Source organism: Stenotrophomonas sp. 89682_Sma, from assembly GCF_056481405.1.
On the sequence record NZ_CM151147.1, the window covers coordinates 1,557,570 to 1,570,206 of the forward strand.

At 66.9% G+C, this 12,637-nt stretch carries 10 protein-coding genes; 7 read left to right on the forward strand and 3 right to left on the reverse strand.

Annotation, left to right across the window (positions count from 1 at the left end; all coding sequences use genetic code 11):
* Nucleotides 1-88 precede the first annotated feature (88 nt).
* A complete protein-coding gene (locus ACZK29_RS07170; protein ID WP_111204405.1) occupies nucleotides 89-1,693 on the reverse strand; it encodes an MASE1 domain-containing protein in 1,605 nt (534 codons plus the stop codon).
* A gap of 50 nt (nucleotides 1,694-1,743) precedes the next feature.
* On the reverse strand, nucleotides 1,744-3,021 hold the full coding sequence (locus ACZK29_RS07175; RefSeq protein WP_111204404.1) for an NAD(P)/FAD-dependent oxidoreductase: 1,278 nt from the start codon (nucleotides 3,019-3,021) through the stop codon (nucleotides 1,744-1,746).
* A 161-nt stretch (nucleotides 3,022-3,182) separates the two neighbouring features.
* Here ACZK29_RS07175 and ACZK29_RS07180 point away from each other — a divergent pair, with 161 nt between their 5' ends.
* From ACZK29_RS07180 to ACZK29_RS07190, 3 genes are all read left to right on the forward strand, one after another.
* Nucleotides 3,183-3,944, forward strand: coding sequence for a gamma-glutamyl-gamma-aminobutyrate hydrolase family protein (locus tag ACZK29_RS07180; RefSeq protein WP_478446845.1), 762 nt, complete (start codon nucleotides 3,183-3,185; stop codon nucleotides 3,942-3,944).
* Complete coding sequence (locus tag ACZK29_RS07185) at nucleotides 3,941-5,338, forward strand: glutamine synthetase family protein (protein ID WP_111204402.1); 1,398 nt, start codon at nucleotides 3,941-3,943, stop codon at nucleotides 5,336-5,338. The genes ACZK29_RS07180 and ACZK29_RS07185 overlap by 4 nt, the downstream gene beginning before the upstream one ends.
* Nucleotides 5,339-5,429: 91 nt before the next feature.
* The gene (locus ACZK29_RS07190; RefSeq protein WP_071228406.1) at nucleotides 5,430-6,539 is read left to right on the forward strand and encodes a polyamine ABC transporter substrate-binding protein; all 1,110 of its coding nucleotides are present in this window, start codon (nucleotides 5,430-5,432) and stop codon (nucleotides 6,537-6,539) included.
* Nucleotides 6,540-6,577: 38 nt separating this feature from the next.
* On the opposite strand, the gene ACZK29_RS07195 is transcribed toward ACZK29_RS07190, so the two are convergent.
* Nucleotides 6,578-7,978 (reverse strand): flavin-containing monooxygenase, encoded by a 1,401-nt coding sequence (locus ACZK29_RS07195; RefSeq protein ID WP_478446846.1) that lies wholly within the window; start codon nucleotides 7,976-7,978, stop codon nucleotides 6,578-6,580.
* 274 nt (nucleotides 7,979-8,252) lie between these two features.
* Here ACZK29_RS07195 and ACZK29_RS07200 point away from each other — a divergent pair, with 274 nt between their 5' ends.
* The 4 genes from ACZK29_RS07200 (at nucleotide 8,253) to ACZK29_RS07215 (ending at nucleotide 12,587) form a co-directional block, all read left to right on the forward strand.
* Entirely contained in the window at nucleotides 8,253-9,389 is a 1,137-nt protein-coding gene (locus ACZK29_RS07200; RefSeq protein ID WP_164146649.1) for an ABC transporter ATP-binding protein, read from the forward strand.
* A complete protein-coding gene (locus ACZK29_RS07205) occupies nucleotides 9,386-10,318 on the forward strand; it encodes an ABC transporter permease subunit (RefSeq protein ID WP_111203373.1) in 933 nt (310 codons plus the stop codon). Before ACZK29_RS07200 ends, ACZK29_RS07205 begins: the two co-directional genes overlap by 4 nt.
* Nucleotides 10,315-11,157, forward strand: a complete 843-nt coding sequence (locus tag ACZK29_RS07210; RefSeq protein ID WP_049431292.1) for an ABC transporter permease subunit — start codon at nucleotides 10,315-10,317, stop codon at nucleotides 11,155-11,157. The genes ACZK29_RS07205 and ACZK29_RS07210 overlap by 4 nt, the downstream gene beginning before the upstream one ends.
* 65 nt (nucleotides 11,158-11,222) lie before the next feature.
* The gene (locus ACZK29_RS07215; RefSeq protein ID WP_478446847.1) at nucleotides 11,223-12,587 is read left to right on the forward strand and encodes an NAD-dependent succinate-semialdehyde dehydrogenase; all 1,365 of its coding nucleotides are present in this window, start codon (nucleotides 11,223-11,225) and stop codon (nucleotides 12,585-12,587) included.
* The last annotated feature ends 50 nt before the right edge of the window (nucleotides 12,588-12,637 follow it).

Genomic DNA, 12,637 nt, shown 5'->3' on the forward strand with positions numbered 1-12,637 from the left:
CGCCGGCGCCGGATCCTGACGGGGTGGGTTCGGCGCCGACCAAAGATCACTTTCGAGTAGTGATCCGCATCTCCTTTCATTGGGAAGGTCAGATCGCGGCCCGGGGGGCGCCAGGGTCGATGGAGCGTGTGCTTTCCTTCACGGCTTCAGGAGCGCCTGCCTGACGGGGAGCTTCCCGTGCTTCGGTCAACACCATCCTGAGCCTGTTGCCACTCAGGTCCATATGGCCCGCGTGTGCGAGGACCCGGCCCAGCAGCTGCTCGTTTGCCAGTTCCTTTGCCTGGCTTCCCAGTGATTCGTGGCGGTCCAGAAGAGCCACGCAGATGAAGGCACCACGCTTCCGGATGGAACTTCCGCAGCGGATACTGACCGAGATCTGTCCAGACTCGCATTTCAATAGAAGCGAGACCGCATCGACCACGAGTCGATAGGCAGCAAGCTGCAGGCCGACCCCGAGCGCACAGGGGTCCCCCGTCAACCTCGGCTGGCCGATTCGATGCGTAGCATTCCATGCCTCACGTACCCCACCTGCCTGCAATGCCACGTACAGGCCCAGCTGTTCCAGGGCGGCGGGATAGATCATGCTGGCCTGGGCCCGGAACAGGCGTGAATGTACCTCCGAGGTATGCCGCAGGCTGTCGGCCACGGCGTGATGACCCTGGGCATGCAGCCAGTTCACCATTTCATTCAGGGACAGGTCCATGCCATCGCCCAGCTGGCGCAGGTGCGCCGCCCGTTCGCGCAGGTCCATCTCGCTGGCCAGATGTGAATTCCGCGCAAGCTGCAGGGCCGCTCTGCCATCTTCCTCGCGCAACCGGTGCTGGCTCTGGAAGTGGGTGATGCGCGCACCGAGCAGCAGCAGGGCGATGCTGGCGATGGCCATGGCCTGCTGGGTGGCGAAGGTGGGCGGGTCGAATGCCGTCGGATGGTCGGCGGGGGCGCTCAGGCCAAGGATCATGTTCACGGCGGCGACACCAATGGCCGCGCCGCGCCATCCCAGCAGGCAGGTCAGGGCGATTGCGGGAATAGGCAGGATCAACAACAACTGCAGCGAACCAGGGGCCGTGATCGAGGCAGGTACCGGCGTCGCCTGCAGGCCAATGACCAGCATGGCGCCGAGTGCTGCGACCGTGGCCGCAACAGACCGGGTTGTCCATTCTTCCTCGGCGCGGCGTATCCACAGCAATGCCAGAGGCGCGAGGATCAGGATGCCGGTGAAGTCGCCCAGCGCATAGCGCAATACATTGGTGAGAAATGTCTCTTCATGCATCGGGGCCCAGAGCAGGTACGAGATTCCCAGGTTGAGCAGGCTGATGACCGTCGCGGCGCATGCCGCGATGGAGATCACGCCGACGATCGTGGTACGTGCCAGCAGTCTCCGGTGCAGGCGCACGATCAGCATCACGGCAGGCATCAGGAATACCGAGGCCAGGATCACCCAGGTCAGGTTGTATTTGCTGATCAGGGGGATGCGCAGATGCGCGAAGTAGGCGTATTCACCAATCAGCAGGTAGGGCCAAAGACGGGGCGGGCACAGCAACAGTGCGGCCACCCGCACGCCGGCAGGCAGGAAGAACTGGTCCAATGACAGCTTGCGCGCGCCCCAGCAGGCGAAGGCATAGAGCAGCGCCAGCACCAGCCCCTCGGGGCTGACGCGTATCTTCACCTGCAGGCCGTCCTTCCACCACTGCATCTACGTGCTCCCCAGCTCCTGCGCCGATTATGTGGCTGGGAAGGGGCCCGCTACCACAACGCATCCCGCAGCTTGTACCACGACATCGCCGCCACCAGCAGCGGCGTGCGCAGCAGCCGGCCGCCGGGGAAGGGCGCATGACGCAGGCGCTGGAACACGTCCAGGCGCTCGCTCTGGCCGGCGATGGCGGCGGCGATCACCTCGCCGGCCAACCCGGCGGCGGCGACGCCATGCCCCGAAAACCCCTGCGCGAAGTACAGATTGCCGTCCAGCCGGCCCCAGTGGGGTGCGCGGTTGCGGGTGATGTCCACGTAGCCACCCCAGACCTGGTCCAGCACCACGTCGGCCAGCTGCGGGAAGACATCGTGCATGCGTCGCTGCATCACCCCGCGCAGGCCGGGCGGGGGCAGTGCCGAGTAGCTGGCGCGGCCGCCGAACAGCAGGCGGTGGTCGTGGCTGAGGCGGAAGTAGTCCAGTGCCCAGGCGGTGTCGGCCACGGCCATGTTGTTGCCGATCAGGGCGCGGGCACGTTCTGCGCCCAGTGGCTCACTGGCACCGATATAGGTGCCCACCGGCATGATCCGCCGTTCCATCTCGGGCAGCAGGCCCTGCAGCCAGGCATTGCCGGCCACCACCAGATGCGTGGCGCACACGCTGCCCTGGGCAGTGTGCAGGCTCGGCCGTGGCCCGCGCTGGATGCGCACGACGGGCGAATCCTCGTGGATGACCACACCTGCCGCGCGCGCTGCATCGGCCAGACCGCGTGCATACGCCAGCGGGTGCAGGTGTGCGCTGAGCGGGTCGAACATCGCGGCGCGGTAGCGCGGGCTGTCCAGCTGCGCGCGCAGAGCGTCACGGCCCCACCACTGCATGGGGTAGTCGTAGTGGCGTTGCAGGTGCTCGCAGTTGGCGCGCAGGCCACGCTCGTGGCGTTCTCGGATGGCCACGCTGGCGTGGCCTTCAACCCAATGGCAGTCGATGCGGTGGCGATCGATGCGCGTGCGCATCGCCTGCACCGCGTCGCGCGACCAGTCGAACAGGTGGCGTGCATCATCACGACCCAGCTGACGCTCCAGTTCGTCCACCTCGCAGCCGTAGCCGACCAGCGCCTGGCCACCATTGCGGCCGGACGCGCCCCAACCGATCCGCTGCGCCTCCAGCACCACCACGCGCTGGCCACGTGAGGCCAGTTCCAGGGCCGCGGTCAGGCCGGTGTAGCCCGCACCAAGCACTGCGACATCGGCCTGAACCTCGCCCTGCAGCGGGGGCAGCGCGGGTGGTTCGGGCAGGCTGGCGGCATACCAGCTGGGCGGGAACGCGGCACTCACCGCAGGCCTCGCGGGCGCAGTGCGGTGGAGGAGAGCGGGGGAGGACGATCAGCATTCACCCGAGTAGTTTCGCCGATGCGTGACAGCCATGGTGTGACGGCGACGACTTGCCGCCTTCGCCGGACGGCGGGTAACGTGTCGGCACGCCAAGGAGTTTTCCCATGCGCCGCCTGCCCTGGGTGGGCCTGCCCACCGACAGCACCGTGCTCGGCCATCACCGTTTCGCGGTGGCCGGCGAGAAGTACGTGCGCGCGCTGGCCGAGGCCGCCGAGGTGACCCCGGTACTGTTGCCGAGCGTGCAGCCGCCGCTGCTGGCCGGCGACTGGCTGCAGGGGCTCGATGGCCTGCTGTTGACCGGTGCGGTCAGCAACATCGAACCGCAGCATTACGACGGCGGTCGCAGCTGGCCGGGCAATCCGCATGACCCGGCCCGTGACGCCAACGCGTTCGCGCTGCTGCACGAGGCGCTGGCGCTGGACCTGCCGGTGCTGGCGATCTGCCGCGGCCTGCAGGAGCTGAACGTTGCGCTGGGTGGCACGTTGCATCCGCAGGTGCACGCGGCGCCCGGTCTTTCGGATCATCGTGAAGACCCGAAGGCGCCGGTTGATGTGCAGTACGGGCCGGCCCATGCGGTCGCCCTGGCGGCGGATGGCTGGCTGGCGCAGTGGCAAGGCGGTGACCGCGCACAGGTCAATTCGGTTCACGGGCAGGGCATCGACCGACTGGCACACGGGCTGCAGGTCGAGGCCGTGGCCGATGATGGACTGGTCGAGGCAGCGCGCAGCCCACGCCATCGTTTCGTGCTCGGCGTACAGTGGCACCCGGAGTGGCGTGTCATGGACTCGCCGTTCTATCACGCTATTTTCCGTGCGTTCGGCCAAGCTTGCCGGCAGCACCAACAGAACCGACTGGATTCCCGATGAGTTCCCGAACGCGCCCGCGCAAGACGGCCACGCCCCCCGCACCGCAGGAAAGCAGCCTGCTGCGCTGGCTGAAGGAGCGGCGCATCACCGAGGTCGAATGCCTGGTGCCGGACATCACCGGCAATGCGCGTGGCAAGATCATTCCTGCCGACAAGTTCTCGCACGACTACGGTACGCGCCTGCCCGAAGGCATCTTCGCCACCACCGTCACCGGCGAGTTCCCTGACGATTACTACGAGCTGACCTCGCCGTCGGACTCGGACATGATGCTGCGCCCCGATCCGGACACGGTGCGCATGGTGCCGTGGGCGGCCGACGCCACCGCGCAGGTCATCCACGATTGCTACACCAAGAGCGGTGAGCCGCACGAGCTGGCACCGCGCAACGTGCTGCGCCGCGTGCTGGCGGCCTACGCCGAGCTGGGCCTGCGCCCGGTGGTGGCACCGGAGCTGGAGTTCTTCCTGGTGCAGAAGAACACCGACCCGGATTTCCCGCTGCTGCCACCAGCCGGCCGCTCCGGGCGACCGGAGACGGCGCGGCAGTCGTACTCGATCGATGCGGTCAACGAGTTCGACCCGATCCTCGACCTGATGTACGACTACGCCGACGCGATGAAGCTGGACGTGGACACGCTGATCCACGAATCCGGCGCAGCGCAGCTGGAGGTCAACTTCACCCACGCCGATGCGATGGACCTGGCCGACCAGGTGTTCCTGTTCAAGCGCACCATGCGCGAGGCGGCGATGCGCCACGGCGTGTATGCGACGTTCCTGGCCAAGCCGATGGAGAACGAGCCGGGCAGTGCCATGCACATCCACCAGAGCCTGGTGCGGGTGAGCGATGGCAGCAATGTGTTTGCCGGTGATACCGATGCCGAAGGCGAGTTCAGCCCGGTGTTCGGCCATTACCTGGGCGGTCTGCAGAAGTACGCGCCGCAGGCGATGGCGTTCTTCGCGCCGAACGTGAATTCCTACCGCCGGCTGGTGTTCGGCGAAGTCTCGCCGAGCAACGTGCACTGGGGCTTCGACAACCGTACCTGCGGCCTGCGCGTGCCGCTGGATACGCCGGAAAACATGCGCGTGGAGAGCCGCTTCGCCGGTTCCGACGCCAACCCCTACCTGGCGATGGCCGCGACCCTGGCCTGCGGCCTGCTTGGCATCCGCGAGCGGCTTGCACCGGACGCGCCGGTCACCGGCAGTGCCAAGGAACTGGGCTACAACCTGCCGCGCTCGCTGGGCGAAGCGCTGGACGGCCTGGAGCAGTGCAGCGAGTTGCAGGCCCTGCTGGGCGAGCGCTTCTGCCGCGCCTACATCTCGGTGAAGCGCAAGGAATACGAGACCTTCTTCCGCGTCATCAGCTCGTGGGAGCGCGAGTTCCTGCTGCTGAACGTCTGAGCATCTGGAATAGAAAAATCCGCCGCCGGGGGGTAGGCTGGCACCCGTCACCGGCCCCGCCGGCCCCCCTTCCCGCATTCTGGAGCACCCGATGAAGCTGCGTATCCTCACGCTCGGCCTGGCCTCCGCCATGCTTGCCGCCTGTGGCGGTGGCAACGGCGGCGCGCAGGACAGCCAGGTCCTGAACGTCTACAACTACAGCGATTACATCGCCGAGGACACCATCCCGACCTTCGAGAAGGAGAGCGGCATCAAGGTGACCTACGATGTGTTCGACAGTGACGAGATGGTCGAGACCAAGCTGCTGGCCGGCAACAGCGGCTACGACGTGGTGGTGCCGACCCTGAACTTCTTCGGCCGCCAGATCCAGGCCGGTGTGTTCCTGCCGCTGGACAAGAGCAAGATCCCGAACCTGGCCAATCTCGATCCGGCGGTGATGAAGCGCATCGCCACCCAGGACCCGGGCAACCAGTACGGCGTGCCGTACATGATCGGCACCACTGGCATCGGCTACAACGTGGAGATGCTGAAGCAGCGTTTCGGTGGCAGCACCGACATCGCCAACAGCTGGGACCTGGTGTTCAAGCCGGAGAACATCAGCAAGATGAAGGACTGCGGCGTGACCATCCTGGACACGCCGGCCGACATGATCCCGATCGCGCTGCACTACCTGGGCCTGGACCCGCACAGCGGCGACCCGGCCGAGCTGCAGAAGGCGGCCGACCTGCTGAAGTCGATCCGCCCGTACGTGCAGAACTTCCACTCCTCGCAGTACGTGGGTTCGCTGGCCAATGGCGGTACCTGCCTGGTGGTCGGCTGGTCGGGTGACATCATCCAGGCCCGCGATCGTGCCGAGGAAGCCAGCAATGGCGTGCACGTGGCCTATTCGATCCCGAAGGAAGGCGCACCGCAGTGGTTCGACATGCTGGCGATCCCGAAGGACGCCAAGCATCCGGAAGCCGCGTACGCGTTCATCAACTACCTGCTGCAGCCGAAGGTTGCCGCGGCCAACACCAACTTCATCCACTATGCCAATCCGGTTCCGACCGCGACTCCGCTGGTGGACGAGGCGATCCGTACCGACCCGACCATCTACCCGCCGGCCGATGTGGCCGAGAAGATGTTCACCTACTCGATCAACACGCCGGAGACCGACAAGCTCTACACCCGGCTGTGGACCGAGGTGAAGACCGGCCGGTAAGCGGCCCGGGTAGCGCCGGGCCATGCCCGGCGGCTGCCTTACCCTGCGTCGGAGCCGGCCCTGTCGCTCCGGCCAAGGTGCTGCAGGATGGCAGGCAGCAGGTCGCGTGCATCGCGACCGCCGTTGCACAGGAACGACGAACTCATCCGCTGCAGGTTGTGCATGCCGATGAAGAACAGCCCCGGCTGCGGTGAAACACCGAACTCGCCGAGCGGGTAGCCATGTGCATCCAGCGCGCCCGGTACGTCGAGCAAGGGCCATTCGGCGACGAAGCCGGTGGCCAGCACCACCGAGCGGATGCCCGCGGCCTGCAGGTCCAGTTCGCGCGGGGATGCGTCCGGTTCCCAGTGCAGATAGACCTCCTCCGGAATGTAGCGGGCATCGTCGGTGCGTGGCTCGGGACGCGTGGCGTAGTACGCGCTGGCCAGCGAATCGAGATAGGCGTATTCGGCCCGCGTCGCCTCGATCGCGGTACGCAGCTGCGGGCGGACATCGGCGAAGCGGGCGATGCTTCCATCGAAGCCCTGCAACCGGCCCAGCAGCCTGATGCCCGCGCGGTGCATCGCCAGCAGGCTGATCGAGCTGCCCAGGCCGCCGCTTCCCTTGCCGGAAATGAGCGGGAACTCCGCGGTACGCGCCTTGCGCAGCGCATCCGGTTCCCCGGCCAGCACGCCCGCCGCTTCACTCACATGCTGGTGGATGCGCCCGGCCATGTCCCACCAGGTCATCGAGTCCTTGCCGCGCAGCCGGCGGGTATGCGAATGACGCTGGGCCAGTGACCAGTACACGCTGCGACCGCTGTCGTGCAGGTCCTGGGCGATCTGCGCGCCGGACTGCCCACCGCCGATGACCAGCACGGCGCCATCGGGCAGCTGGCGGGCACCGCGGTAGTCGCCCGAGTGCAGCACGGCAAGGCCGGGCGCGGGCGCGAAGGGGACCCGGGGCATCCGCGCACGGCGGTACTCACCGGTCGCGACCACCACCGCGCGGGCATGGATCAGCCCCTGGCTGCTGTCGATGGCATAGCCGCCGCACTCGGGCGCGACCCGATGTACCGCGCACCCTTCGCTGATCGGCAACACGCGCTCGTCGGCATAGTCGCGGAGCCGGCGGATCACCTCCGGGGCGCCCATGAAGCCTTCCGGGTCCTCGCCCGAATAGGCATGACCGTGCAGGGCCATGGTCGCGTTGGCGGTGTTGGTCTGGAACGAATCCCAGCGCCGCTGCCAGCTGGCGCCCACGGTTTCGGCCTCCAGCACGCGATGCTCGACGCCGGCCTCCTGCAGGAGTGCGCTGAGGGACAAACCGGCCTGGCCGGCGCCGATGATGGCCAGCGGCAGCCCTGCAGGCAGGGAGCCCGGCAGGCGGGGCGGGAAGGGGGAGGGGCTGTCCGGGGAAATCACCAGTGTGGGTCCATGCAAGGCCTTGATCCCGGGCATTGCGCGGGGAATGTCCCGGGCCTTCAACACATCCGGTTCTGAAAAACGTTGCAGATCGGGCCAACGCCCGTGGCGCCTAGCCGGGAAGGCCGCAGGAGCGTCCAGGCGAGCCCGGGCCTTGGAGCGGACAAGCCGCCATGGCGGGGGAAAACCGACACCCCTCGGGGCCCCGGGGGCGGGCCGCAGGCGGCTTCCGCCCGTCGCCGTCATATCCCCTTCGGCCCCCGGCCGTTAGAATGGCGGCCGCTGTCCACCGCCCGCTCCCGGAGCCCCCATGCCCGTTGAAGCCCAGCCGGTAGCCACCGTCGTCGACACGACCGGTGCGCCCGGCTATCTCTCCATTCGTGATTTGCGCAAGGAATTCGACGGTTTCGTCGCCGTCGACGACGTCAACCTGGACGTGCGCAAGGGCGAAATCTTTGCCCTGCTCGGTGGCTCCGGCAGTGGCAAATCGACCCTGCTGCGCTGCCTCGGCGGCTTCGAGACGCCCACCAAGGGCAGCATCACCGTCGATGGCCAGCGCCTGGACGCGCTGCCGCCGTACCAGCGACCGGTCAACATGATGTTCCAGTCCTATGCCCTGTTCCCGCACATGACGGTCGAGCAGAACATCGCCTTTGGCCTGAAGCAGGATGGCCTGGGCAAGGACGCGATCAGCAAGCGCGTCGGCGAGATGCTGGACCTGGTGCAGATGGGCCATCTGGGCAAGCGCAAGCCGCACCAGCTGTCCGGTGGCCAGCAGCAGCGCGTGGCGCTGGCGCGGTCGCTGGCCAAGGGGCCGAAGCTGCTGTTGCTGGACGAACCAATGGGCGCGCTGGACAAGAAGCTGCGCTCGCAGATGCAGCTGGAACTGGTCAGCATCATCGAATCGTCGGGCGTGACCTGCGTGATGGTCACCCACGACCAGGAAGAAGCGATGACCATGGCCACCCGCATCGCGGTGATGGATGCCGGCTGGATCCAGCAGGTCGGCAAGCCCGACGAGGTCTACGAGCAGCCGGCCAACCGCTTCGTCGCCGAGTTCATCGGCTCGGTCAACCTGTTCGACGGGGTGATCGACGAGGACCTGCCCGAGTACGTGACCGTGCGCTCGCCGTTGTTCCCGGCGCCGATCTACATCGCGCACGGCATCACCGGTTATGAAGGGCAGCCGGTCGCGTTCGCGCTGCGCCCGGAGAAGGTGATGATCGGCAAGGACGAGCCGGAAGGGCACACCAACAAGGCGCAGGGCGTGATCGAGGACATCGCCTATTTCGGCAGCCACTCGGTCTACCACGTGCGCCTGCCCAGCGGTGCCAAGGTGCTGGCCAACTTCGCCAACTCGCAGCGCTGGGCCAGCGACGGCCTCACCTGGGGCGACAGCGTGTGGGTGCACTGGCGCGACAACGACGGCGTGGTGCTGACCTCATGAGCGTCGCCGGCCTGAAGCGCTGGCTGCCGGGGCTGCGTGCCACGGTGATCGGCATTCCATACCTGTGGCTGCTGCTGTTCTTCGCAGTGCCGTTCCTGATCGTGCTGATGATCAGCTTCTCGCTCAGCCGGGTCGGCTCGCCGCCGTACACCTGGTTGCTGCAGTACGTGGATGGCGGCTTCTCGCTGAAGCTGAACCTGGAAAACTACCTGGCGCTGTTCCGCGATTCGATCTATGCGCAGGCCTTCCTGAGTTCGATCAAGATCGCGGCGATCTCCACCTTCCTGACCCTGCTGATCGGCTACCCGATGGCCTATGCCATCGCCCGCCTGTCACCGGCCGCGCGCAACGTGGCGATGATGCTGGTGGTGCTGCCGTCGTGGACCTCGTTCTTGATCCGCGTGTACGCGTGGAAGGCGATCCTGGACCGCAACGGCCTGCTCGACCAGTTCCTGCAGTTCACCGGCCTGCAGTCGCTGATGACCAGCCTCGGCCTGCCCAAGCTGCAGCTGATCGATACGCCGACTGCCGCCTACATCGGCATCGTCTACTGCTACCTGCCGTTCATGGTGCTGCCGCTGTACGCCAACCTGGTCAAGCATGACCATCGCCTGCTGGAAGCGGCCTACGATCTTGGCGCGAAGCCGTGGCAGGCGTTCCTGCGCATCACCCTGCCGTTGTCGAAGCCGGGCATCATCGCCGGTTGCATGCTGGTGATGATTCCGGCGATCGGTGAATTCGTGATCCCGGAAATGCTGGGTGGCTCGGAGACGCTGATGGTGGGCCGCCAGCTGTGGAACGAGTTCTTCAACAACCGTAACTGGCCGGGCGCGTCGGCGATGGCGGTGGCGATGATCCTGTTGCTGCTGGTGCCGATCCTGCTGTTCAACCGTTCCCAGCAGCGCCTGCTGGAAGGGAAGCAGGCATGAGCCCGCGTACCGCCAAGGGCCTGGGGCTGGGCGTGCTGCTGCTCGGCTTCGCCTTCCTGTACCTTCCGATCCTGCTGTTGATGTTCTATTCGTTCAACAGCTCGCGGCTGGCGATGGTCTGGGCCGGGTTCTCCACCCGCGCCTACAGCGACCTGTTCGCCGACCGCGCGCTGATGGATGCGATGTGGACCAGCCTGGTGGTGGCGTTCTGGACCGCCTGCACCGCCACCGTGCTGGGCACGCTGGCGGCGATGGTGATGACCCGCTTCAAGCGCTTCCGGGGCAAGCCGCTGTTCGGCGCGCTGGTGACCGCACCGCTGGTGATGCCGGATGTCATCCTTGGCTTCTCGCTGATGGCGCTGCTGGCCTCGATGGGCGCGATTCCCGGCTTCCCGGCACGCGGCCTGACCACCATCTGGATCGCCCACGTCACCTTCACCCTGTGCTTCGTCACGGTGGTGGTGTCCTCGCGCCTGCAGGAAATGGACCTGTCGCTGGAAGAAGCGGCGATGGACCTGGGCGCGAGCCGGCTGACCGTGTTCGGCCGCATCACCCTGCCGATCATCGCGCCGGCGCTGGTGGCGGGCTGGCTGCTGGCCTTCACCCTGTCGCTGGATGACGTGGTGGTGGCGAGCTTCGTCGCCACGCCGGGCTCCACCACGCTGCCGATGAAGGTGTTCGCGTCGGTGCGCATGGGCATCAGCCCGAAGATCAATGCGTTGGCCACGCTGCTGGTGTCGGCGGTGTCGGTCGCCGCGGTGATCGGCTGGTACATCAATGCGCGTGCGGAGAAGCGGCGCCAGCGCGACCTGCAGCTGGCGCGGCAGGACAACGGCTGACGCCGCAGCCACATCCGGCTCACGGCCGGCGGCGCACAATGGGGGTCTTCCAGAAGGAGATCCCCATGACCGTCGAGATCGTCGACCCGGCCACCGGACAGGTGACCTACCGCCATGAACTGATGGGCGCTGCCGACATCGAGCAGCGCCTGCAGGCCGCTGCCGATGCATTTCCGGGCTGGGGCGAGCGCTCGTTGCAGGACCGCGGCGCCATCCTGCGCCAGATCGCCGCGCAGCTGCGCGCGCGTCGCGACGACCTGCAGCAGGCGATGACCCACGAGATGGGCAAGCTCAAGACCGAGGCGCTGGCTGAAGTGGACAAGTGCGCCGCCGCCTGCGAGTACTACGCCGACCATGCTGCCGACTACCTCAAGCCGCAGCTGATCGACACCGAAGCCCAGCGCAGTTACGTGCGCTACGAGCCGATCGGCTGCGTGTTCGCGGTGATGCCGTGGAATTTCCCGATCTGGCAGGTGTTTCGTTTCCTGGCCCCGGCGTTCATGGCCGGCAACGTGGCCCTGCTAAAGCACGCCAGCAACGTACCGCAGTGTGCCGACCTGATCCTGGCGGTGTGTCGTGATGGTGGCCTGCCGGACGGCGTTTTCGATGTGCTGCACATCGACAACGACCAGGCCGCCGACGTGCTGCGCGACGCACGGGTGAAGGCGGTGACGCTGACCGGCAGCGAGCGGGCAGGGCGCTCGATCGCCTCCAACGCCGGCATCCAGTTGAAGAAGTCGGTGATGGAGCTGGGTGGCAGTGACGCCTTCGTGGTGCTCGACGATGCCGACCTCGACAAGACCGTGGCGGCGGCAGTGAAGTCACGCTTCGACAACAGCGGGCAGACCTGCATCGCGGCCAAGCGCTTCATCGTGGTCGATGCGGTGGCCGATGAATTCACCCGTCGCTTTGTGGAAGCGGCGGGTGAGCGCCAGTACGGCGATCCCGATGAGCGGGGCACCACGCTGGCGCCAATGGCGCGCGCCGACCTGCGTGACGAACTGCACAAGCAGGTGCAGGCCAGCGTGGCCAAGGGCGCACGCGTGCTGGTCGGTGGCGAGCCGATTGCCGGTACGCATTCCGGTTATCCGGCCACGGTGCTCGACCAGGTCGGGCCGGGCATGCCGGCCTACGATGAAGAACTGTTCGGCCCGGTTGCCGCGGTGATCCGGGTGAAGGATGAGGCCGAGGCACTGCGCGTGGCCAACGACACCCGTTTCGGCCTGGGCGGCAGCGTGTGGACGCGCGACCCGGTGCGCGGTGAACGTTTTGCCCAGCGCATGGAATGCGGCGCCGCATTCGTCAACGCCATCGTCAAGAGCGACGCGCGGCTGCCGTTCGGTGGCAGCAAGCAGTCCGGTTTCGGTCGCGAACTGGCCGACCACGGCATCCATGAGTTCATGAACATCAAGACCGTCTACGTGGCTTGATGCCTGTCAGGTAGTGCCGGCCGCTGGCCGGCATTGCCTGGTTGCCGGCC

What these genes read in the sequence shown, in the direction of transcription:
- ACZK29_RS07170 (WP_111204405.1), bottom strand. Translation starts at nt 1,693, where the DNA reads ATGCAGTGGTGGAAGGACGGCCTGCAGGTGAAGATACGCGTCAGCCCC.
- ACZK29_RS07180 (WP_478446845.1), top strand. Translation starts at nt 3,183, where the DNA reads ATGCGCCGCCTGCCCTGGGTGGGCCTGCCCACCGACAGCACCGTGCTC.
- ACZK29_RS07185 (WP_111204402.1), top strand. Translation starts at nt 3,941, where the DNA reads ATGAGTTCCCGAACGCGCCCGCGCAAGACGGCCACGCCCCCCGCACCG.
- ACZK29_RS07190 (WP_071228406.1), top strand. Translation starts at nt 5,430, where the DNA reads ATGAAGCTGCGTATCCTCACGCTCGGCCTGGCCTCCGCCATGCTTGCC.
- ACZK29_RS07195 (WP_478446846.1), bottom strand. Translation starts at nt 7,978, where the DNA reads ATGCCCGGGATCAAGGCCTTGCATGGACCCACACTGGTGATTTCCCCG.
- ACZK29_RS07200 (WP_164146649.1), top strand. Translation starts at nt 8,253, where the DNA reads ATGCCCGTTGAAGCCCAGCCGGTAGCCACCGTCGTCGACACGACCGGT.
- ACZK29_RS07205 (WP_111203373.1), top strand. Translation starts at nt 9,386, where the DNA reads ATGAGCGTCGCCGGCCTGAAGCGCTGGCTGCCGGGGCTGCGTGCCACG.
- ACZK29_RS07210 (WP_049431292.1), top strand. Translation starts at nt 10,315, where the DNA reads ATGAGCCCGCGTACCGCCAAGGGCCTGGGGCTGGGCGTGCTGCTGCTC.
- ACZK29_RS07215 (WP_478446847.1), top strand. Translation starts at nt 11,223, where the DNA reads ATGACCGTCGAGATCGTCGACCCGGCCACCGGACAGGTGACCTACCGC.